General features: G+C 47.3%; 17 protein-coding genes. 7 read left to right on the top strand and 10 right to left on the bottom strand.

The genetic code is table 11. The features are described 5' to 3' along the window. The first annotated feature begins 81 nt into the window (after positions 1–81). Together RIE73_RS11270 and nfi are read left to right on the top strand one after the other, a co-directional pair. The gene (locus RIE73_RS11270; RefSeq protein ID WP_446401253.1) at positions 82–2289 is read left to right on the top strand and encodes a peptidoglycan-binding protein; all 2208 of its coding nucleotides are present in this window, start codon (positions 82–84) and stop codon (positions 2287–2289) included. Positions 2290–2514: 225 nt separating this feature from the next. Then, on the top strand, positions 2515–3183 hold the full coding sequence (gene nfi / locus RIE73_RS11265) for a deoxyribonuclease V (RefSeq protein WP_446401252.1): 669 nt from the start codon (positions 2515–2517) through the stop codon (positions 3181–3183). Between the two features lie 102 nt (positions 3184–3285). Here the strand turns inward: nfi and RIE73_RS11260 are convergent, their stop codons facing one another. Continuing rightward, positions 3286–3717 carry a hypothetical protein gene (locus RIE73_RS11260; RefSeq protein WP_446401251.1) on the bottom strand — a complete coding sequence of 144 codons (432 nt, stop codon included), beginning with the start codon at positions 3715–3717 and terminating at the stop codon, positions 3286–3288. Between the two features lie 156 nt (positions 3718–3873). On the opposite strand from RIE73_RS11260, the gene RIE73_RS11255 reads away from it, so the two are divergent. Next, the gene (locus tag RIE73_RS11255) at positions 3874–4113 is read left to right on the top strand and encodes a hypothetical protein (RefSeq protein WP_446401250.1); all 240 of its coding nucleotides are present in this window, start codon (positions 3874–3876) and stop codon (positions 4111–4113) included. Between the two features lie 249 nt (positions 4114–4362). Here RIE73_RS11255 and RIE73_RS11250 read toward each other — a convergent pair whose 3' ends face one another. The 3 genes from RIE73_RS11250 to queA all read right to left on the bottom strand — a co-directional run bounded on the left by RIE73_RS11250 (position 4363) and on the right by queA (position 9082). After that, positions 4363–5946, bottom strand: a complete 1584-nt coding sequence (locus RIE73_RS11250) for a cation:proton antiporter (protein WP_446401249.1) — start codon at positions 5944–5946, stop codon at positions 4363–4365. A gap of 607 nt (positions 5947–6553) precedes the next feature. Further along, positions 6554–7837, bottom strand: coding sequence for a tetratricopeptide repeat protein (locus tag RIE73_RS11245; RefSeq protein WP_446401248.1), 1284 nt, complete (start codon positions 7835–7837; stop codon positions 6554–6556). Positions 7838–7945: 108 nt separating this feature from the next. Further along, on the bottom strand, positions 7946–9082 hold the full coding sequence (queA, locus tag RIE73_RS11240) for a tRNA preQ1(34) S-adenosylmethionine ribosyltransferase-isomerase QueA (protein ID WP_446401247.1): 1137 nt from the start codon (positions 9080–9082) through the stop codon (positions 7946–7948). Between the two features lie 263 nt (positions 9083–9345). On the opposite strand from queA, the gene RIE73_RS11235 reads away from it, so the two are divergent. Beyond that, positions 9346–9735, top strand: a complete 390-nt coding sequence (locus tag RIE73_RS11235) for a hypothetical protein (protein WP_044206533.1) — start codon at positions 9346–9348, stop codon at positions 9733–9735. 242 nt (positions 9736–9977) lie between these two features. Here RIE73_RS11235 and RIE73_RS11230 read toward each other — a convergent pair whose 3' ends face one another. Then, a complete protein-coding gene (locus RIE73_RS11230; RefSeq protein WP_446401246.1) occupies positions 9978–10124 on the bottom strand; it encodes a hypothetical protein in 147 nt (48 codons plus the stop codon). Positions 10125–10291: 167 nt separating this feature from the next. Here RIE73_RS11230 and RIE73_RS11225 point away from each other — a divergent pair, with 167 nt between their 5' ends. Beyond that, positions 10292–10795 (top strand): pentapeptide repeat-containing protein, encoded by a 504-nt coding sequence (locus RIE73_RS11225; RefSeq protein ID WP_446401245.1) that lies wholly within the window; start codon positions 10292–10294, stop codon positions 10793–10795. An 86-nt stretch (positions 10796–10881) separates the two neighbouring features. Here RIE73_RS11225 and RIE73_RS11220 read toward each other — a convergent pair whose 3' ends face one another. Together RIE73_RS11220 and RIE73_RS11215 are read right to left on the bottom strand one after the other, a co-directional pair. Beyond that, on the bottom strand, positions 10882–11019 hold the full coding sequence (locus RIE73_RS11220; protein WP_446401244.1) for a hypothetical protein: 138 nt from the start codon (positions 11017–11019) through the stop codon (positions 10882–10884). 95 nt (positions 11020–11114) lie between these two features. Next, positions 11115–12863, bottom strand: coding sequence for a DUF3685 domain-containing protein (locus tag RIE73_RS11215; protein WP_446401243.1), 1749 nt, complete (start codon positions 12861–12863; stop codon positions 11115–11117). On the opposite strand from RIE73_RS11215, the gene RIE73_RS11210 reads away from it, so the two are divergent. Next, positions 12857–13246 carry a hypothetical protein gene (locus RIE73_RS11210; protein WP_446401242.1) on the top strand — a complete coding sequence of 130 codons (390 nt, stop codon included), beginning with the start codon at positions 12857–12859 and terminating at the stop codon, positions 13244–13246. The genes RIE73_RS11215 and RIE73_RS11210 overlap by 7 nt on opposite strands. Positions 13247–13449: 203 nt before the next feature. On the opposite strand, the gene RIE73_RS11205 is transcribed toward RIE73_RS11210, so the two are convergent. Then, on the bottom strand, positions 13450–15270 hold the full coding sequence (locus tag RIE73_RS11205) for a hypothetical protein (RefSeq protein WP_446401241.1): 1821 nt from the start codon (positions 15268–15270) through the stop codon (positions 13450–13452). Positions 15271–15414: 144 nt separating this feature from the next. On the opposite strand from RIE73_RS11205, the gene RIE73_RS11200 reads away from it, so the two are divergent. Continuing rightward, on the top strand, positions 15415–17691 hold the full coding sequence (locus RIE73_RS11200) for a pentapeptide repeat-containing protein (RefSeq protein WP_446401240.1): 2277 nt from the start codon (positions 15415–15417) through the stop codon (positions 17689–17691). 492 nt (positions 17692–18183) lie between these two features. On the opposite strand, the gene RIE73_RS11195 is transcribed toward RIE73_RS11200, so the two are convergent. Beyond that, positions 18184–19038 carry a methyltransferase domain-containing protein gene (locus RIE73_RS11195; protein WP_446401265.1) on the bottom strand — a complete coding sequence of 285 codons (855 nt, stop codon included), beginning with the start codon at positions 19036–19038 and terminating at the stop codon, positions 18184–18186. Positions 19039–19428: 390 nt separating this feature from the next. Beyond that, positions 19429–20214: an ABC transporter ATP-binding protein gene (locus RIE73_RS11190; RefSeq protein WP_446401239.1), complete on the bottom strand. Its 786-nt coding sequence runs from the start codon at positions 20212–20214 to the stop codon at positions 19429–19431. Between the last annotated feature and the right edge of the window lie 420 nt (positions 20215–20634).

Genomic DNA, 20634 nt, shown 5'->3' with positions numbered 1-20634 from the left:
CTAACTAACGCTCTAGGGGGTAGCCCTTATCAAAGTTCCTGGTATAGGATAACGGAGAATGCGCTAAGAAAATAGAGAATTATGGATAACCCTGCCTCCCTTCATGTGGCGGTCACTGATGAAGCATTGGCAACCTCCGAACCCAAGTCCCCCGCCAGTTCCAGCTTATTCATCCCCGAACTCGACCGGAAAAAGCCCCTGAGTGCGGCTTGGATTCCCTTTATCTTCTTAAGCATGGCGCTGTTCATTGTTAGCCTAGCCAGTCCCGTTTTAGCGTTGCGGAAAGGAAATAGTGGGGCTGAGGTGACGACTCTTCAGAAAACGCTGCAAGCTGAGGGGTACTTTAATGGACCGATTACCGGGTACTATGGACCCTTAACCGAAGCCGCTGTTATCCAATTTCAAAGAGCCAATGGACTTAGCCCGGATGGTATCGTTGGGGCGAATACTACTGCCCGATTAGAGTCTGACTCCGCCGCAGCAACGGATACGAGTGTTGATACACCTCTAGAGTTTGAGTCACCCATACCAGAACCGGAGAAACCTCTAATATCTGCCCGACCCGATTTTATTCTCCAACGGGGCGATCGCAATTCTCAAGTCACCTCTCTCCAGCGCAATTTACAAGTGGCGGGCTATTTTAACGGACCGATTACCGGGTACTATGGTTCAACGACCCAAGCGGCTGTGATTCAACTGCAACAGGCTAAGGGATTAACCGTAGATGGGATTGCCGGACCCAACACCCGTGCGGCGTTGGAATCAAGTCCAATTGCATCCGCCTCACAAACTGCCCCCTCAACGGAAGCGACAGAGGATAGAATGGGATTCGCTAATCCTGGTTTAGTTCTCAAGCGCGGGAGTCGCAATTCAGATGTGACGGCGCTACAGAGAACTTTACAAGCACAGGGGTATTATGACGGACCGATTACAGGGTATTACGGCAACCTAACCGAAACTGCTGTAATTCAATATCAAAAAGCTAAAGGATTAACCGTAGATGGGATGGTGGGGGCTAACACCAAAGCGGCATTAGAATTGCCCTCTGCTACGACAACAGAATCCCCAATTGAGTCTTCGGCTTCGGAGTTAAATCAATCTACATCCGAGGAAAGCGCTGACGAGAGTACTTTTACTCAGGACTCATTCATCAAACCCGAGGAAAATTACGATAGGATTCCTTTGAATCAAGATTCGTTCGCTACACCGACAGAAAATTCCGACAATAGTCCCTTTAATCAGGACAGCTTTATTGACGAAGACAGCGAAAAAAAAAAGAACGATGAGCAACGTCAGTCCAGCCAGATGACGCTCAAACACACCATTTCTGGCAAAATTTCCCCCAAATCTATCGTGCATTCCGGTCGGGGTTTATTTTTTGCTCAGAATATGATGTACAGTCACACGATTACGGTGTATAACCGCCAATATGATTTGGTCAAAACCATTGCCGATGCGGTGAATTTGGAGAAATACGGACATTCTAAGGGGAACGGAACCTATAAAGGATCTCCTGTAGAAGCGGCTTTTTCCGATAATGGAAAATATGCCTGGGTGTCTAATTACCAAATGTATGGTTCAGGGTTTAATAATCCAGGGAGTGACAAATGTAGCCCCTCGCAAAAAACAGACAATAGTTTTTTATATCGCATTAATACCGATAGTTTAGCGATTGACCAAGTGATTGAAGTCGGGTCTGTACCTAAATTTGTCGCCACTAGCCCCGATAATCGATTTGCCCTAGTCAGTAATTGGTGTAGTTGGGATTTAAGTGTTGTCGATATTCAGCAAAATCAGGAAGTGCGGCGGATTAAATTGGGTCGCTATCCCCGTGGGATTGCGGTTGATGCGGCGTCCCAAAAAGCGTATGTGGCGGTGATGGGGTCTTATGATATTGCGGTTGTCGATTTAAATGATTTTTCCCTTGACTGGATCAAAAATATTGGGAATTCGCCACGTCATTTAAGTATTGATCCAGGTGGTCAGTATCTCTACGCCACGTTAAATGGGGAAGGAACGGTGGCTAAAATTGATTTATTTACAGGTAAGGTTGTACGCAAAGTTGCCACTGGGAATGCACCGCGTAGCATGGATATATCCGATGATGGTGAATTTCTGTATGTGGTGAATTATCACTCGAATACCATGAGTAAAGTGCGTACCCGTGATATGTCAATTCAGCAAACGGTGAATACCAATGCCAATCCGATTGGAATTACGTATGATCCAGAAACGAATCAGGTTTGGGTGGCGTGTTATTCGGGGACAATTATGGTGTTTCAGGACTAAATAGGATTGTCATTTGTCATTTGTCATTTGTAAGGGAACAGGGAATAGGGAACAGGGAACAGGGAACAGGGAACAGGAAAATCCTTATCCAGCAAGCCTTTGACCAAATTTAATAACTTTTCCTTATCACCATAACTCCCGGAGAACCGTAAGGGTTGGCGGCTTGTTGACAAAACTTAGTGGGCGTGTTGTTTTCTTTTGTCCGACTACTTAGTAATTATCAACATGGAAATTTATCAACGCCACTCGTGGACTCTGACGGTTGAGGAAGCGACGGCGATTCAAAACCAACTCAGTCGTGAAATTATTACCTCGGATCAATTGGGTGAGGTTAACTATGTCGCGGGTGTGGATGTGGGTTTTGAAGACAATTATGCGATTTCCCGCGCCGCCGTTGCGGTTTTGAGTTTTCCGGAATTGCAACTGATCGAACAGGCGATCGCACGTCGCCCGACAACGTTTCCCTATATTCCAGGGTTTCTCTCGTTTCGGGAAGTTCCTGTGGTACTGGATGCTTTATCTGAGATTAAGATAACTCCTGATTTAATCTTGTGTGATGGTCAAGGAATTGCCCATCCCCGGCGCTTTGGTTTGGCTTGTCATTTAGGATTATTGATTACAGTTCCCACGATTGGGGTAGCGAAGTCGCGATTAATTGGTCAGCATGAGGAACTACCCCCAGAGAAAGGAAATTGGCAACCCTTGCGACATCGGGGAGAGGTGATTGGCGCTGTCGTGCGATCGCGAACTGGGGTGAAGCCTCTTTATGTGTCTCCAGGTCATCGGATCAGCTTACCTACGGCGATCGATTATGTCCTACGCTGCACTCCGAAATATCGATTACCTGAAACCACTCGTTGGGCGGATAAACTTGCCTCAAACCGGATTGGTTAAATAGGGTCTGCTGAATAAGTCTTGTGGTGGGGAGAGGCAATAGGCAATAGGCAATGGGCAATGGGCAATGGGCAATGGTTTCAAGCCTCTGTTGAGGTAAACTTATGACTGATTACGGCTTTCTGGTTCTGGGTTGCTGACTTCTTCAAGAACGTCTAGGCGTAGGCGCACCAGTTTCTCATAACGATTCTCTGCCCAAATTTTTTTAATCGGTGTAGCGGGATCGACATTAATTTTTAGCGGCTTTCCTGGGATACAATTATAGGTTTTCGTGCAATCACCACAGCGAATCGGCTTTTCGCCGCGCTGAACATAAATAATCAGTCGGGTTGCGGGTGAGTCAAGCTTAATTGATTGTCGTGATCCCCCACCTAAAACATTCAGAAAGTACGACTTTAACGGCTTTAACGGTGACTTGCTCAGTTGCTGAACTTCAACGCCATTCTGAGCAAGTGTTGGCAAATTTTCAGCTTGAGCAGGAGAGAAGCCAAAAATTAAGAATAATAACGTTAGGCTCAAAAGTATTATTTTCATTTGTTTAGTCCAAAAAAGCAACAATGGGCAAGCGCAAACAAGTTGCTGATCATTTATAAATATTAAGAGTAGATGTTTGCCTGATCAATCATAAATATGTCAAACTTGAATGTACCTAGATGTATCCAATCAATTACACGATTGAGGAATTCATAAATGACAGATGACCAAGTTGAAGCCCTAATTGATCAAATCTTCCAGCTAGGAGACGGCTGTTGGGAAAAAGTACTTCATTCCCTAGCCTCTCGTCTGAGAACCCGTTCTGTTGCAATGCAGGCGATTGGTGATCCAGAAAGTTCTCGGTTACTAGCAGCCGCTAAGTTACTGGAATTGGCAACTGAAGCAGATGAAGTGGTTAGCTTAGGGACAATAGAAGAGGATGTATCGGATCAATAAGTCATTTCAGGAAGTATAGCAATAGATACATCGATTAGGACTTTCCGAACTGTTGTAGAGACGTTGCATGCAACGTCTCTACCATAAAATGCGTCCTAACCGCTATGGCGAGCGCGTCTGGTACATTTCAAACTATCGCAGTCGCCAAGGCGATTAGGACAAAGGAAGGTGCGCCAAACCTTGACCAGTCAATCTTTTCCCTTCTGCCCTCTGCCCTCTGCCCTCTGCCTTTTGCTATATTATCCAGTATCAGTCACTCTCAATCAGCTTTTCATCAGCTTCAATTAAGGCTTCCTGGAGTAAGGGAGAGAGATTCTCAGTTAAACGTCCAGCGCGGATAAATTCAGCGTAGGTATCCGCCTCAATATCAACCATTCGTTCTTGCAGTTGTTCCATATCTAAGTTTTGTAACTGAGGATGATGATGGAGTAATTTGTCAAGCTCAGTTTGAATATTTTCAAGTTGACCATCAACCAGTTTTATCTGGTACTGGCAAAATTCTGAATTCATTTCGTTTTTCGTCGTGGCTGACTCTAAATAGCCTTTGACTCGATTGAGTGCCACACGACGGGCGATTGCCTCAGAATATTTCTGACGCACAGGTTGATCACCAATTAAATTCAGTTTTTCCAGGAGGAATTGGGTGGTTAATCCCTCAACTAAAAGTGTAAACAGTACCACACCAAACACCGTGCCAATAATATCTTGTCGTCCCTCCAAAGTCACCGGAACACTTAAGGCTAGGGCGATGGAAACCGAACCCCGTAATCCTCCCCACCACAACACCGTTTGCTGTCGCCAACCTATATCAGACTTGACAAGTGCATTACTAATTGTCGCCAAGCCATAAATTGAGATAGCACGGGTGAAGAGAACGGCGCCAATGGCAACGCCAATTAAGCCAAGATTTTGTCCCAGGCGAGGAAAATCAATTTGGTCACCAATGAGGAGAAAGACAATTGAGTTGACAAAAAATGCCAGAAAATCCCAGAATTCGGAGACAATTAAGCGGGTGCGGGGATTCATGCCAATCCGGGAACCAAAGTTGCCCAGCACTAACCCCACAGTAACTACACCAATTACGCCAGAACCGCCAAGTTCTTCGGTAATTAGGTAAGTGCCATAGGCAGAAACTAACGTCAGGGATTGTTCGACGAGGGGTAAATCAAAGCGTTGGGTGAGAAAGGAAATACCAAACCCGATTAAGCAACCGACACCAATACCAATTCCGACAAAAGTAAAGAATTGGGCGACGGTGGTGGATAGAGAAAATTCCTGCGTACCGAGGGGAATACCGACTAATAAGAGAAAGGCGACGACAGCGACACCATCATTAAATAAGCTTTCCCCCTCCATCAGGGTTTTCAGGCGTTTATCCGCCCCCAATTCTCGAAATAGGGCGATGACGGATACGGGATCAGTTGCTGCCAGACTTGCACCGACTAATAGGGCGATCGCCAGGGGTAATTCGGTAAATTGGGTAATGGTAAAGGCAATTCCCAGCACCGAAATCACCACCCCCACCACCGCAAACAGAATCACCGGGATTAAATCCCGCCGCAAATCCCGCCAGCGGATATTCCAGGCGGCTTCAAATAGGAGGGGAGGGAGGAAAATCTCTAGAATCAGTTCCGGGGATAGGTTGACGAGGCGCACATCGACAAAGGCTAAACCCAAGCCGACAATAACCAGAAGCAAGGTATAGGGGATTTTACGGAACAACGGAAAAATCCGGGAAACCGTGGCGACGCTGAGAGACACCGACAGCACCAAGAGAAATTGTTCCAGATTCTGCTCAATGGCAGCTTCGCTGATAGCGGATTCTACGGACATGAATAGAACTCCAAGGATACTGGCAATTTTGATATAACAGTACAATCTAGCGCAAGCAACTATCTAGCGTAGGACTCTTTCCTTTCACCTATGCAATTGTAGGCAAAATTGAGGGAAAGTAACTCAGCCGACCATTAGCCTGATTGCTCTATTCCAACCACAGCCGAAGCATTATGTCAAGATAAATAGGGTTTACTGAATAACTGTTGTGGTGAAGGTAGTAATTCAAATGTAGGGTGTGTTAGCGAAGCGTAACGCACCATTTGTCAAGCTTGGGTGAATTCTTATTGACGCTTAAACCACTGACGTAATACAGCTAAAATTGTGGAATATATAGCTTTACCAAGGCAGGTTAGGACATTTTTACTGTTGCCTGTTGCCTGTTCCCTGTTGCCTTTTGGGATAAACTTATGTCCTAACGTGTTTGCGTAGTGCTATATTTGGCGATTAAATAGGTGGACGTTGATTAAAATTAACGGTTGAGATTAGGGAACAGGGAACAGTCAGTCCACTACTTAAACCGGGCGCACGTCTGTGCGCCCCTACAGCTGCATTAAACTGCCTTGGGTTGGAGGACAAGTGTAACCTTTTGCCTCCTTCCTATCTTCTAAGGTTCTTCAGTGATTGCAGGCATTGGCTGGAAGGAATTGGGTGATGGAGTTGATGAAATATTCAGTTGGGTTAGATATTGATCAACCGCATCAATTTTCTCCAAATTTCCTTCTTCAATAAACAAATTTCTCGCTTCTAACAGGAAAGAAACCGCCTCTTGTCCCCGCCCAACTTGCTGGAGGGCAATCCCCAGATTGTAAAATGCGAGTGATAGTTTGGGGTTGAGTAGAATGGCTTGTTGATATTCGGAAATCGCGTCCTCATACTGCTGATTGCGATGCAGCGCTACGGCTAAATTGTAGTGCGCCAGCGAATCGTAAGGATCGAGTGATATGGCGCGTTCCAGTGCCGCGATCGCTTGCTCATATTCGCCATTTTTAATCAGTGCGGCTCCCAATTGACGATAAGCATCCACATTGTCAGGATCTATCTGCGTCACCCAATCAAATCTGCGAATGGCTTCTTCTACATCCCCTTGTTGCAGAAAAATTAGCCCCAGTCGATAGTGAGCGGGTGCAAATCGGGAATTGATTTGGGTTGCTCTGAGAAAAGAATTTTTGGCTTCAGTAATCTGGTTTTGTTGAGCCAGTAGCAATCCTAGTTGATAATGGGCTTGTACGAATTGGGAATCGTTGCGAAGGGCTTGCCGTAGTGCCGCGATCGCAGAATCGACTTGGTTTTGTTTGGCTAAGAGTAATGCCAGATTATACTTAGCAACCGCCGAGTTGGGATTGAGACGAACGGCTTCTGTGTATTCACTCAGCGCTGCTTCAGTGTCACCGACGGCTTCTAATGCCAAGCCTAGATTATAACGAGCGGCGGCTAAATTGGGATCAAGGGCGATCGCTTGTTGATAGGCGCTAATCGCTTCCTCGATATTGCCTTGTTGGTATAACATTAAGCCCAGATTGTAATGCGCCTCTGGCATATTCGGATCAAGACCAATCGCCATGCGGTATTGTTCAGCCGCTGAGTCAATTTGACCTTGCTGAAATAGGGCATTCCCCAGTAAATACCGTGCCATCGGGATAAACGGATCTTCCTGGAGGGCTTTGCGAAAGGCTAACTCGGCAGCTTTGAAGTCGCTGCGGTTATAGCGTGTGACGCCTTGTTGAAAAAAGGTCGCCGCTTCTAGGTTATTGGTGTATAATCCTTCGACTAACTGCTTCGTCTGCTGACGCTTGGGTAGGCTATCGGACAAGGCGGGCTCAACCGACAGAAAACTGAATGCGATCGCGGCGGCGGCAAGTCCAAAGCGGAGGTGGTAGTGTTTAGACATGGTAGAAGACGATTGGGAAATTGAATAAGGAATATGGGCGGGGGAAAGGGTTTATAGCGTCCTATTTTACTTAATAGTGCCAATTTCACTCCCCGATTGGTTCGCCCTTTAAGGGTTAACTGCTTCTGGCAAAATCAGCATGGCATCACCAAAGGAGTAAAATCGATAATTATACGCGATCGCTTCAGCATACAACTTCAGCAGCCGTTCTCTGCCAATCAAGGCACTCACGAGCATCAACAACGTGGAACGGGGCAAGTGAAAGTTGGTAATCAATCCATCAACCACCCGCCACTGATAGCCGGGATAAATAAATAATTCGGTTTTACCACAATAGGGCTGGAATTCCCCATTCGCCGCTGCCCCTTCCAACGCCCTCACCACAGTTGTGCCAACGGCAATCACCCGCCCCCCGGCGGCTTTGGTTTGCTGAATTTTTGCCACCGTTGCGGCGGATATCTCTAACCACTCCCCATGCATTTGATGACTTGTCACATCTTCTACCTCCACCGGGCGAAATGTGCCAACACCAACGTGTAAGGTAATCGACGCCTGATCAATGCCGCTGATGTGACACCGTTCTAAGAGTTCAGGGGTGAAATGGAGTCCGGCTGTCGGGGCGGCTACGGCACCGGGGATTTGGGCGTATACCGTTTGATACTGATCGGGTGTAGCTTCAGAATCGGTGATGTAAGGCGGAAAAGGCACTTGACCATAGTCAGCTAATTGGGTGACTAGGGACTCCCCCTTAGGTAGGTCAAACTGCAATATACGCCCCTTGGTGGCATCATCTCTGGCGATAATTGTTGCCTTCAGCAGAGATTTCTTCGTTGTATTACCCTGTCTTGGTGGGTCTGCAGATAGGGGAATCTCCCCATGACTGGCTGGAACCATAGGTTGATCCGGTTCAAAGACTATGGTTGAACCCACTTTTAATCGTCGTCCCGGTTTCACCAATGCCAACCAACAATTCTGTCCCCGTTCCTCCAGCAATAATACTTCTACAGGCGTACCCGTCACCTTCTGACCATAAAGTCGAGCCGGGATCACACGGGTATTATTCAAAACCAACAGATCACCGGGACGCAATAACTGAGGTAAATCTCGAAAAATGCGGTGTTGATGCTGAGTTGGAGACTCAACCACCAGCAAACGAGAACTATCTCTAGGAGAAATGGGTGTTTGAGCAATCCGACCTTCTGGCAGATCATAGTTATAGCTGGAAAGCAATCGGTCATTCGTCATCGGTGGTTCTTCGGATCAAGTACAGCTTATGGGTAATGTTGGACAACTGGGGTAGGGAGGGAACGGGTCAGGGTTGTAGCTCTACTCTATACCGCGACTTGCCTTGTGCCATCGGGTACGAATCCCCAAAGACCAAGGACTAGAAGCCCGGAATTGGGTATGATCCCCCAGTTGATAGCGGGGGCTTTTCCCCTACCAATTCTTGATCCCCGTTGTCAGAATGAAGGTATAGCACTTCCTTGGACTCCACTCCTAGCTGCCCTATGGATTACCTTTATTTTTTAGCGAATGCGAGTTTAACCTTACGAGTGGTCGAGTACCTCCACTCCATGATCCAGCTTCCCGTTCAATATACAACGGTGATTCATCAAATTGATGGCTGGGTAATTAAAGTTAAAATGAACCATCCCCTCACGCCTCAGCAACATGGAGATTTCCAAGCCTTCATGCGCGAATTGGGAATTCCGTTCCAACCTGACATGCGCTTGCAAATGGCGTTTTGGAGCCTCGATACCGGACAATCTCCCATCGATGTCATGCGTCGCTACCAAGTCGCTGTGGTATCTCATGGTCACCCTGACAAGACTGATATTGAAGCGTTTCGCCAACAGTTTACCATGGGACTAGGATACTGCCCAGAAACTTTAGCCTAAGGAGTTGCCCATTCATCAGCCTCCACTATCAGGGCAAGAAGCCCAAACCATCATGCCTTTGTCGGGGCAAGTTTAGCCATTTCAGGGGAGTCTGAATCCAGGCGCATTTTACTACCTTAAGAATAAAGCCAGAAGCCTACGCTCAACTATTAGAGGAGCGTAGGTTGTTTATGGCGAATAGGTGGAGAAAATTAAAGTTAACGGGGAGGATCGTCATTTGTCATTTGTTGATTGTTCATGGTTCATTGTTGATTGGGAATCTTCTCCCTCATCTTCCCCATCTTCCCCATCTTCCCCATCTTCCCCATCTTCCCCATCTTCCCCATCTTCCCCATCTTCCCCATCTTCCCCATCTTCCCCATCTTCCCCATGTGACGTTTGTCACTCATTAGCATTGCCTTGCGTCAGGTGTCTGCGATTTTCCAGTCACGCTTAACACCGATTTCAGTATAGCCTGAACTGCGATCACGTTCACCCTTGATTAAGATTTAGTTCAATTACTTTTTCCCTGAAATGACCGAAAATTGCAACGTTAATTTATCGGGGATATAACAGTATGCAGCTTGCTTATTTCTGTATTGGCAGAGAACCAATAGAGCCTTGTGTCCATCATATCTATAGCCATCGATTTAGAGACTATAAATCGATAAAAATGACGGCGGAGGAATTGCTACAACGATATGCAGCCGGACAACGGGATTTTCAAGGTGTCAATTTAAGTGAAGAAATTCTCAGTTGGGCAGATTTGACAGGAGCGAATTTAAGTGGGGCAAATTTGAGTGGAGTAATTTTGAATTGGGCTAATCTTAGTCAAGTTAAGTTGAGATGTGCTAACTTGAGTAATTCGGATTTAAATTGGGCGAATTTGGAACATGCAGATTTACAGGGAGCAAATTTGATTGGTGCAGAGGTGAGTGCCGCTAATCTGAAGGAAGCCGATTGGAGTGGGGCAATTATGCCTGATGGTACAATTTGGTCTGAACATGATGATAGTCAAGATTCCATCTTTTTGTCCTGGTTGATTAGCCTATTCAGGCACGAAAACAATCATGATTTCTGATTAGAAGTCCTACTGGACTGACACAGCTAAAATTGTGGAATAGATTTGACGTTTAAACGGGGCGCAAGTCTTGCGCCCCTACAATTCTAATCCACCAAATAAGGTGTGCCACACCCCTCCATTTGGATTGAGGAAAGGGCGGGTTTAGTCAAGTTCTTCGTTGGTATCCAAGGGTTATCCGTTAAACCCACCCATATCATTTCCCCTGCTCCCAGACGTGCCATGGCACGTCTCTACATTGCGTCCCCTGCTCCCCCGGCTTCCCCGGCTTCCCCTGCTCCCTACCCCACCACAAGACTTATTCAGCAACCCCTAATTATTACTTCCCCCGTTCCCCATTTTTACCAAACCATGTATCTTGCCATGCGCTACCCACGCCTTGAATAACGCCCCGTAGAATTAAACCAATTCCTCGTCCTAAGACTTGGGTTAAAACATAAACTACGCCTTTACCAACCCAGCCGACTGTTCCCCGTAAACGTGGCGCGATCGCATCCCGAAATTCATAGGCGATGGTGACGGCTAACTGAGTACCCTGTAGTTGTTCTAATTCTTGGCGTCGAGGAGAATAAATGGCGACTTTTTTGATACCAATTTCGCTCAACACAAATAAATCATAGCGACTTTCAAAAATGGCTTGGGGTTCATCGATATATTGATTTCGCCGATATTTCCAGGATAAATTATTTCTAAATCGGGTGATTTCCCGTGAGGACATTAAGCGTTTATCATAAAAATTATGTTTGACAATCTCGATATCAGAAAACTCATTTAGCAGGGGTTGAATTACCCCATTAGCAACTTGAATAATTAGATTCTGCAACAATAATTCTGCTCGCGCCAAGGCTTCTGGCGTATGGGCAGGATAGGATACATTATCAATCATCAAGGGGGCTTCAAAGAGGCGATTCCCTAATAACTCAATCACCAAAGGAATTTTGTCCAAAATAGCCGTTTGCACGACATCCTGATCTTGCCGCAAAATCTCAACCATTTCGATGGTTTGATTGCCGATGACTAAGGTTGAGTATTGACCAAAAAAGTCAGTGAGAGAAACCTGCCATAAATCATGTAATAAGCGCGATCGCTTCTGGGTCAATTGCTCCATCGTCACCTGAGAAAAGCGCAAAGCATCCAGCATCTCCTCAAACTTGTAGAGGACGGTACGCAGTAATTCCTGGCGTCTCTCCACTTGCAAAATATCGATTTCCAAGGGAGTATTCGTCAGATTTGCCAAACTTGAATCCAGTTTGGTCAAGGTCATCGCTTGGGGTGTAGACGGTTGAAACTGCAACGCCTCAGAGGAGGTTTTGGATAAGGCACTCGTGGGGGATGGGCGCAGACGATTTTGGGGAACAGGAGGACGAGATGATGAAGGATTTAAACGGGGCTGAGGTTCAACCGGGCTATTACTATTATTAGAGGGAACCAGTCCGGAATCTGTCGGTAATAGCTGATTTACCAGCCAACGGGCTGTTAATAACTCTCGGCGGCGTCCCGTCCAAAATAGCCAGTCTAGGCGGGATAAATTCCCCTGTTGAAGTTGTGCCGTTACCTGTTTTAACGCGGCTTCAATTTGTTGTAATCCTGACTGGCGTAATTGGGTATGCCAACGAGGGGGAGGTAATGAATTGGCGGGAGTGGGTAACATTTGCCAATAGGATTCACCTGCTTTGACTTGTCGAATGGCTTCCACAATTAAGGTGATGGCACATCCTTTAGTACAGTACCCTTCCACTCCTAAACGTTTGGCGGCGGTGAGTTGATTGGGTTCAGATGGAGCGGTTAGCAATAAGATGGGTAGGTTGGGATAATCTGTCTTAAGTTGCTGGCATAAAGATAGTCCGGTTAGGGGACTGCCGAGCGATCGCCCTAATGCCAAATCTAAGATAATTAAATTAACCTGTTCTTGGGAGAGTAAGGTGGTTAAACGTTCCAGGGCTGCTGTTGCTGTATCCACCTCAGCCACGATATCTAAATCAGCAAAGGCTTCTAAGGCAGTGACTAAACCTAATCGGAAAATTGGGTCATCGTCAATGAGTAGGATTTGAGTGGATTGATTTGTCATTTGTCATTCGTTATTCGTTATTCGTCTTTTGTCATTCGTTATTCGTCATTTGTCATTCGTTATTCGTCATTTGTCATTCGTTATTCGTCATTGGTCATTGGTCATTGGTCATTGGTCATTGGTCATTGGTCATTGGTCATTGGTCATTGGTCATTGGTCATTCGTCATTCGTTATTCGTTATTTGTCTTATGTCATTGGTCATTGGTCATTGGTCATTGGTCATTCGTTATTCGTTATTTGTCTTATGTCATTGGTCATTGGTCATTGGTCATTCGTTATTGGTCATTGGTTATTCGTCATTGGTCATTGGTCATTGGTCATTGGTCATTGGTCATTGGTCATTGGTCATTTAGACAGGGCGGGTTTAGTGACATTATGGTGAACAAAAAAATGATAGTAGTGAAACCCGCCCCTACACATAAAACCCTTTTCTAGTCATGGATCATTTACCTTGCCCATCTTCCCCATCTTCCCCATCTTCCCCATCTTCCCCATCTTCCCCATCTTCCCCCGCTTCCAGACGCGCCATGGCGCGTCTCTACATCGCTTCCCCTGCTTCCCCTGCTCCCCCAGCTCCCCATCCTCCTACCCTCCATTCTGTTGGGATTTCCACAGATTAATCGCGGCTTGGGCTTGTTGGTAAAGCGCTCGTTCTGGGGGAATTTGGGCGGCGGTGGCGATCGCGGCGTCAAATCGTCCTTGGGCGGCTAGGGCGGCGGCGGCTTCGAGGATGGGACGATCTTGGGCGGTTTGGATTTGGGCAACCCATTGGGCGATCGCGCTTTGAGCTTCAGCATACAGCATTCGACCGGGACGAATCTGATTGGCGGTGGAAATGGCGGCAATTAAATCTCGACGTTGGGCGAAGGCGCGGGCTAAGTCGAGGATGGGTTGGTCTTCTAGGGTTTGGATTTGGCGATTCCATTGGGCGATCGCAGTTTGGGCTTCGGGGCGTAAAGGTTGACCTGGCTCAATTTTACGGGCTTGGGTGACGGCGGCGTTTAATTGATCAATGGTACCGCCGGCGGCTAGCTGTTGGGCAGTTCTGAGGGTATTGCGATCGTCGATCTGTTGAATTTGTTTGCGCCACTGGGCTATGTTGGTCTGTGCTTGGATACGCTGGGGGCGATCGGGTGTAATTAGGGCAGCTTGTTCGATTGCCATCTGTAGCAGGGGACGTTGCTCGAAACTGGCAGTCATTTGGGCAAGGCGTAACTGGAGGCGATCTTGGAGTTGAGCCTCCCACTGCACCGCTTGGGCGGCGGCTGATTGTTGCACCGGACTGTTGGCATCAAGTTGGCGAACGGCGGTTAAGGCGTCAATGAAGGCGAGGATCGTGTTTTGTTGCACCAGTTTTCCGGCTTGCCCTAAGCGTAACCAATCTTGAGCCTCTTGATACAGAGAGGTATTAATCGGAATGCCTTGGGCAACCTCAATCACCCCCTGATACTCTTGATTTTGGAAACGAGTGGCGGCAATTTTAAGTAAGGTGCGACTCCAATTCGACAGATCACTCTGAGCTTGGGCTTTAATATAGCTGTTAGGATCGACCTTGGCTGCTAATGCGATCGCTTGTTCGATCTGGGTCAGTTGATTCGATTGGGCTAAATCCCGTGCCTCTTGGAGTTGGGTCCACGCCTGTTTCTCTGCCGCCAACTGTTGGGTCAGGGTATCATAGCGGGATACACTCCAGTATTGGTCATTCAGGCGTGATAGTTGGCTGATTAACTTAGCCGCCTGTTGCCAGTTTTGTACTTTCAGGGCATCTTGAACCTGACTGACAATTGCCTGAGCCTCGATTCGTTCCTGTTTCCAGGTGGCGATTTGGGCTTGAGCTTCGGGATATAGGGGACTACTTACAGGGATTTGCATCGCCATTTTCAGGGCATCGGTATAGTTTCCCTGATTCAGGGTTTCTCGAGCAAGTTGCAGTACCATTTGAGACCATTCCCGCAGCAGTTGCTGCGCCTGGGGATACAGGGAATGGTGAGGCGACCAATATTGGACGATCGCGATCGCCTGCTTAAGTTGCTCAAATTCTCCGGATTGGGCAGCCAGTTGAGCGCAGTATAATCGTTCGCTATCTGGGGATAAAGGAGAAATGCGCTGGCAATTTGCTGGAGGTGGCAGTTTGGTGAGTAATACTAGACCACCAACGACCATGCTGCCGATAACGGACACGATGATCAACCATAGCAACGACCACCGCCACAACTCTCGTTGGCGGCGCTGGCGGTCTGGGTTGAAGCGCCTGTTTCTGATCACTTTGGCGTTTAAGTGTCCCGTTTCTGCTAAACTCGATGCCTTAGAGCCTCTTGCGAGTCGGATGACTAACTTATGTCCCCCAGGTTGGCGAGTAGGCAGGGAAGTATGGAGATGAAATCGGGGCAAATCGCGTTTGGACACAGATAGAAAACAACTGATAATTCATTGTTCACCGTTTATTGTCCATCATTGTATTCCCAATTAACCGTAAATTTGGGTGATTCGCAATCCGTTCAATAGAGTCCACAATAAGATGAGGAATCGTTTTGGAGTAGTTAGGGTGGCATGAGCCTGAGCATTCGCCATTGGCTAGCAGAACGCCACATTGAACTTGCCCAACTGGGACAGGATAACGCCCAGTTGGCGGGCATTGCGTTTCGCATTGCCCAAGACATGGAGGTTAAGAGTCTGAATCCCTTTGCGATTAGTGTCTTGACCGAAGTGTTGGAGTTACCGTTAACCGTCGCTTGGCAAGTCGCGCCGATTTTGTCTCAGTTAACGGTGGGGTTGCTGCGGATTTTGAGTCGCAAGAAGCCCTTACGCCGGAGTGAAGGCACCTGGCTGAGTTTTCAGGTGGCGTATCTGAACGCATTAGAAGGAATTTTAGAGCAAGAAGCTCAACTGCGAAGACCCTGGGTCAACCGCGCCCAAGTCCCGGCGTCACCGAATATTGATGAACCTCTGGTTGATCCCCAATTAATTGCTCTGCTGAAAACCCTGCGACCCGGGCGTCTCAGTGATTCTCAAGCCGAACAAGCCTTGTCATCTGTAGCAAATTCCTTTCTGGTGAAGCAGATGAATAAGTTAGCGATCGCCTGGTTTGTGGCGAATGGGGCAGAGGAAACGGAAGCGAAGTTATTAACCCAACGGTTAAGTAATGGACTCGCGGGTCATTTGCTCAAGGTGATTGCCGAAAATGCGCTACCCTTGGCGCAACTGCAAAAGTTTGTCCGGTTGGGTCATTTAAGTAACACCCTCAACACCCCTCCAGAAGAGGATGAGGAGGAAGAGTTTTCCACACCCCAATTGACCCTGGATTTGGATCGGGAATATTATCGGGCGGAACTTTCCCTCTCCTTAAGCGAACCCTTATTTGCCGAACCCTTTTCCCTCAAGGAAATCTACGTGTCCCTGAACGTCACATCAGCCCCCCTCTCGATTGAGTTTTCTCACCCCAGTTTAGGCGACTATTTAGCCGCTGAAGAACTTGCCCTGCAACTGAAGGCATTAACGCAAAAGCTGCCCAACCAGTATGGGGAAGTCTCGTTTGTGATTGACTCATCCCTTCATCTGGCTGAACATCTTTATCAATTGTTGGGTTATGGGTTGTTGTCTCCTCAAATAGAAGAATTGATAATTGAGAGACTACGACGAGAGCAACAGCGGAACGCCGACGCCTTTTCCTTCCCCGTGCTATTTCAACGACTCTATCGCTTCTATCGCGCCTACTGTCGCGGACGGTGGTTTGATGAAGGGGTGGCTCATCGGGTTCACCAACAGTTGCGGGATTTGAATAATCCCTTGAATACGTTACAAATTGATGCCACCGTGGGATTAAATGTCTTTTTAATCCTCTGTTCAGCCGCCAGAGACGCCAATCTTCCCTTTTGGCCCTGTGGCAATCCAGAGATTCCCCAGGACTTTGATGCCGATCAATTGTTAAGTTTTATGGGTCGCACTGTTGCCCTATCTCCTACCACATTTTGGCAACGGGCGAGACAGAGTTTGGCGCAGATTCATTTACCCCAAGCCTGTTTAAATCGGGTGATGCTGGCAGAAGCCAATCTGATCCATGCCGATTTATCGACGGCTGAGTTAAGTGGGATTAATTTAGCCGCAGCTAATTTACAACAGGCAAATTTAGCTTGGGCAAGTTTAGTTGGGGCAAATTTAGCGGATGCGGATCTCAAAGGGGCGCAATTAGAAGGGGCGAATTTATTGGGGGCGGATCTGCGGGGTGCTAATTTAACCTCAGCGAATTTGACCAATGCTTGTTTAGTAGACGCCCAGTTAGATGAACCGAATAAACAGTTTGCGGTTAAAAGTGGGGCGTTCTTTTCCTGGGACGAATTTCAGTCTTATTACCAATCCTTGGTTGTCTCTCCCTTCGTGAAAACCATCGAAGAGGAGCATTTGTTTGAAGATGACCCGATGATTTTCATTGAGAGTGCCGAAGGGGAACCCATGTTACCAACCATTTACTCCCAAGGGAGCGATCGCTATGATGGGGAAACCGAACAGTTTGACCGTGAGCAGTTAAATGCCCAAGCCACGGTGTCGGAAACGGATCAGTATGCTGGCGAGACAGCGCAAGTGGATGAGTGGATAACCCAAGCCCCGGTGTCGGATACAGAGCAGTATAGTGGCCAGACGCAGCAATTGGACGAGATGGGACAACACCCGTCTGATACAGAGCAGTATGCTGGGGAGACAGAACAGATCGACGATTGGCAATTCGCTGAGTCAGAAACTGAGGAGGAACAGTTAGAGGCGGGTGCGGAACAAGAGACTGGGGTGTTTCATGAGGATACGATTATGTTGGATGAGGAGGATGAGTATTAGCTGAAGGGTTTCGGGTATAGAGATGCGCCATGGTGCGTTTGGAGGACAGATAGAAATCCTATTTGAGTCATGTCCAAAAATCTGATAATTTTCGGGAATGGGGAATGGGGAATGGGCAATGGGAAAGAGTTTCAAAGCTTTTTTCTATTTTTTGATTTTTCACAACCTATTTAGGATTGCTATAGGACATTATTTGGATGGATGGCGAATCTGTCGCAGAATTAAACCGATGGGGAGTGCGATCGCAACGGCAATGATAATATGAATCAGGACGTTCAAAGCCGCATCATCCGCCACGCGATCGGGGGCGTCGGTGAGGGTTTGACGCAGGTGGAAGGCTTAGAGGGTGAGGCTAAGGTTTTTCATTTATTGGTTATGGGTCTTATGTCCTTTGTTATTGGTGATTTGTTGATGGAAATGTCCGTATAGCAAAAGACAGAGGGGGAGATGGAGAGATGGGGAGATGGAGGAGTTAACTCAAAAAGCTTCCTGTTAAGATTTCTGAGCAGAGAGTACACCAAACCGAATCAAACCCCGCCGATACCCTCGACTCATTAACCCCAACGATAGCGCCGCTTGCACTGTACCCCAACCGCTTCTGAGTAAACCGATTAATGCTTGGGGTTCAAAGGCTGAATCAATGACAATATCCCAAAACGGTGCGACTGCATCTGACCAATCATCAGTGCGAATATCCGCAAAAGATAACTCACGGGCAATTTCCTCGTACTCTGGCAATGAAATCACATAAGGTAAACAGTAAACCTGGTAAATTTGCTCTAAATGCTGCTTTTCATCCACCGTCAAGTCTCCCGTGGCTGGCGTAATCGGACGATGACACCACGTCGCCATCAGAAATGTCCCCCCAGGTTTCAGAACTCGGTAGCATTCTGCCAGAAATCTCCGCTTATCGGGTATATGTTCCCCACTTTCTAATGACCAGATCAAATCAAAACGATTATCCGCAAACGGCATATCCAAGGCGTCAGCCACCTGAAACTCCACCTCAGCCTCTAACCCCGCCGCCTCTTTTGCCCGTTCTGTTCCTCTCGCTGCTTGGACGGGACTCAGGGTAATCCCTTGTACCTTAGCCCCAAACCGTTGGGCTAAGTCCAAAGAACTTCCGCCAATCCCACACCCTACATCTAAGATGTTCTCGGCGTGCTGCACATCACCCCAATTCAGCAGTTCCTCAATTAAATCAATTTGCGCCTGACGCCGACCTTTTTTCTCACGACCCAGCGGACCATAATAACCATGGTGCATGTGTTCGCCCCAAACCTGTTCCCACAGTCCGGAGGAGGCGTCGTAAAACTGCTGAATTTGACGCTGAAGTGTTGAACTCATCAATTGTCCTTTGTCATTGGTCATTAGTCATTGGTCATTGCTTTTTCCTGTAAAGAGTGTAAATCAAGATATGAAGCTGATGATCGGCGCACCGACCAACATTGACAAAAAATAGACAAAAAAAGACCCCCGCCATGTCAGCAGGGGGTGGGTAATCACTTCCACATCAGGGTAACAACTATGATTAAACCTATCGAACAATTGTGAAAAAAAGGTGAAAAGTCAAAAAAAACCCTCAGATATTGCCTGAGGGGACTATGTAGGAAGGAGCATAATCCTTTATATCTCTGAAGTCTGGGAACCTATGCAGTTATTATTTTGATAAAGTAACCACAAAGCCTTACAAATGACGAATGACAAATGACAATCTCCACTATTGTGTCCACCTACTTACACCCAGCGACCCATTGGTACACACATCGGCGTCCCCGCTACCGGGTCAGGCACAATCCGACACTCCAAACCAAACACTTCACGCACCATCGCCTCCGTCACAACTTGCATTGGCTCTCCTTTTGTATAAACTTGACCCTGGCGCACGGCAACCAGATGATTGGCGTAGCGACACGCCTGATTCAGGTCGTGCAGTACCATAACAATCGTTCGCCCTTCGCTCTGGTTCAACTCATACAGCAAATCCAATACTTCGACTTGATGCGCCAAGTCTAAGAACGTTGTTGGTTCATCCAATAGCAGAATCTCCGTATCCTGAGCTAGTGCCATAGCAATCCAAGCTCGTTGTCGTTGTCCACCCGAAAGCGTGTCCAATACTCGGTCTGCCAGTTGGGTTATCCCTGTAATGAAAAGCGCCTTCTCCACCAGGATTTCATCATCTTTTGACCATTGCTGCAACCAGTTATGGTAAGGGTAACGACCCTGAGCGACCAAATCTCGAACCGTCAACCCCTCTGGAGCTACTGGACTTTGGGGGAGAATTCCCAGTCGCTTCGCCACAGCTTTGGTTGAGCGCTTGAAAATATCAGTCCCGTCTAAGTAAACTGTACCTGCACAAGGCTTGAGCAACCTCGCCAGTCCCCGCAACAGGGTTGATTTGCCACAGCCGTTGGGTCCAACCAAAGCCGTAATCTTCCCGACAGGAATTGCCAGGTCGAGGTTCGTGATCACAGGTGTTCCATCATACGCCAGAGAAAGTTGGCGAGTTGATAATAAGCTCATTTGGTTATCGGTCTAAAGCGGGACATTTTGGTTAGGAAAGGGAACAGGGAACAGGGAACAGGGAACAGGGAATAGGCAATCGGGAATGGGCAATGGGCAATAGGTAAGGTAGAGTTTTGAGTTCACCTCCCCTATCTCCCCTATCTTCCCCCGCTCCCCCAGCTCTCATAAGGGTAGGTTTTTTAAATTGGGGTTGAGGTAAGACTTAGAAGACAGGTAGACCAGTAGACAAGGAAGAGTGAGAACGAAAATAGGGCGTTTCGGCTTTTAGAAGTGAGGTTGACCGAACCTAATTTTGTACGGTTTTTCCCCCTTGTCTTCTTTCCATCCTTGTCCTCCTTGTCTTGTCCCAACCCTAAAATAAAAAACCTACACCTGTAAGCTCCCCCAGCTTCCAGACGTGCCATGGCACGTCTCTAC

Origin of the sequence: Coleofasciculus sp. C1-SOL-03 (assembly GCF_040220555.1) — a bacterium.
GTDB lineage: Bacteria > Cyanobacteriota > Cyanobacteriia > Cyanobacteriales > Coleofasciculaceae > Coleofasciculus.
This window is presented reverse-complemented; position numbering and strand designations above follow the sequence as displayed.

Bases quoted from the DNA above. Each gene is read 5' to 3' on its own strand.
- RIE73_RS11220 (WP_446401244.1), bottom strand. From the start codon at position 11,019: ATGGCACGTCTGGGAGCAGGGGAAATGATATGGGTGGGTTTAACGGAT.
- RIE73_RS11190 (WP_446401239.1), bottom strand. From the start codon at position 20,214: ATGAGCTTATTATCAACTCGCCAACTTTCTCTGGCGTATGATGGAACA.
- RIE73_RS11225 (WP_446401245.1), top strand. From the start codon at position 10,292: ATGCAGCTTGCTTATTTCTGTATTGGCAGAGAACCAATAGAGCCTTGT.
- RIE73_RS11245 (WP_446401248.1), bottom strand. From the start codon at position 7,837: ATGTCTAAACACTACCACCTCCGCTTTGGACTTGCCGCCGCCGCGATC.
- RIE73_RS11270 (WP_446401253.1), top strand. From the start codon at position 82: ATGGATAACCCTGCCTCCCTTCATGTGGCGGTCACTGATGAAGCATTG.
- RIE73_RS11230 (WP_446401246.1), bottom strand. From the start codon at position 10,124: ATGAGTGACAAACGTCACATGGGGAAGATGGGGAAGATGGGGAAGATG.
- RIE73_RS11260 (WP_446401251.1), bottom strand. From the start codon at position 3,717: ATGAAAATAATACTTTTGAGCCTAACGTTATTATTCTTAATTTTTGGC.
- queA (WP_446401247.1), bottom strand. From the start codon at position 9,082: ATGACGAATGACCGATTGCTTTCCAGCTATAACTATGATCTGCCAGAA.
- nfi (WP_446401252.1), top strand. From the start codon at position 2,515: ATGGAAATTTATCAACGCCACTCGTGGACTCTGACGGTTGAGGAAGCG.
- RIE73_RS11215 (WP_446401243.1), bottom strand. From the start codon at position 12,863: ATGACAAATCAATCCACTCAAATCCTACTCATTGACGATGACCCAATT.
- RIE73_RS11250 (WP_446401249.1), bottom strand. From the start codon at position 5,946: ATGTCCGTAGAATCCGCTATCAGCGAAGCTGCCATTGAGCAGAATCTG.
- RIE73_RS11195 (WP_446401265.1), bottom strand. From the start codon at position 19,038: ATGAGTTCAACACTTCAGCGTCAAATTCAGCAGTTTTACGACGCCTCC.
- RIE73_RS11235 (WP_044206533.1), top strand. From the start codon at position 9,346: ATGGATTACCTTTATTTTTTAGCGAATGCGAGTTTAACCTTACGAGTG.
- RIE73_RS11200 (WP_446401240.1), top strand. From the start codon at position 15,415: ATGAGCCTGAGCATTCGCCATTGGCTAGCAGAACGCCACATTGAACTT.
- RIE73_RS11255 (WP_446401250.1), top strand. From the start codon at position 3,874: ATGACAGATGACCAAGTTGAAGCCCTAATTGATCAAATCTTCCAGCTA.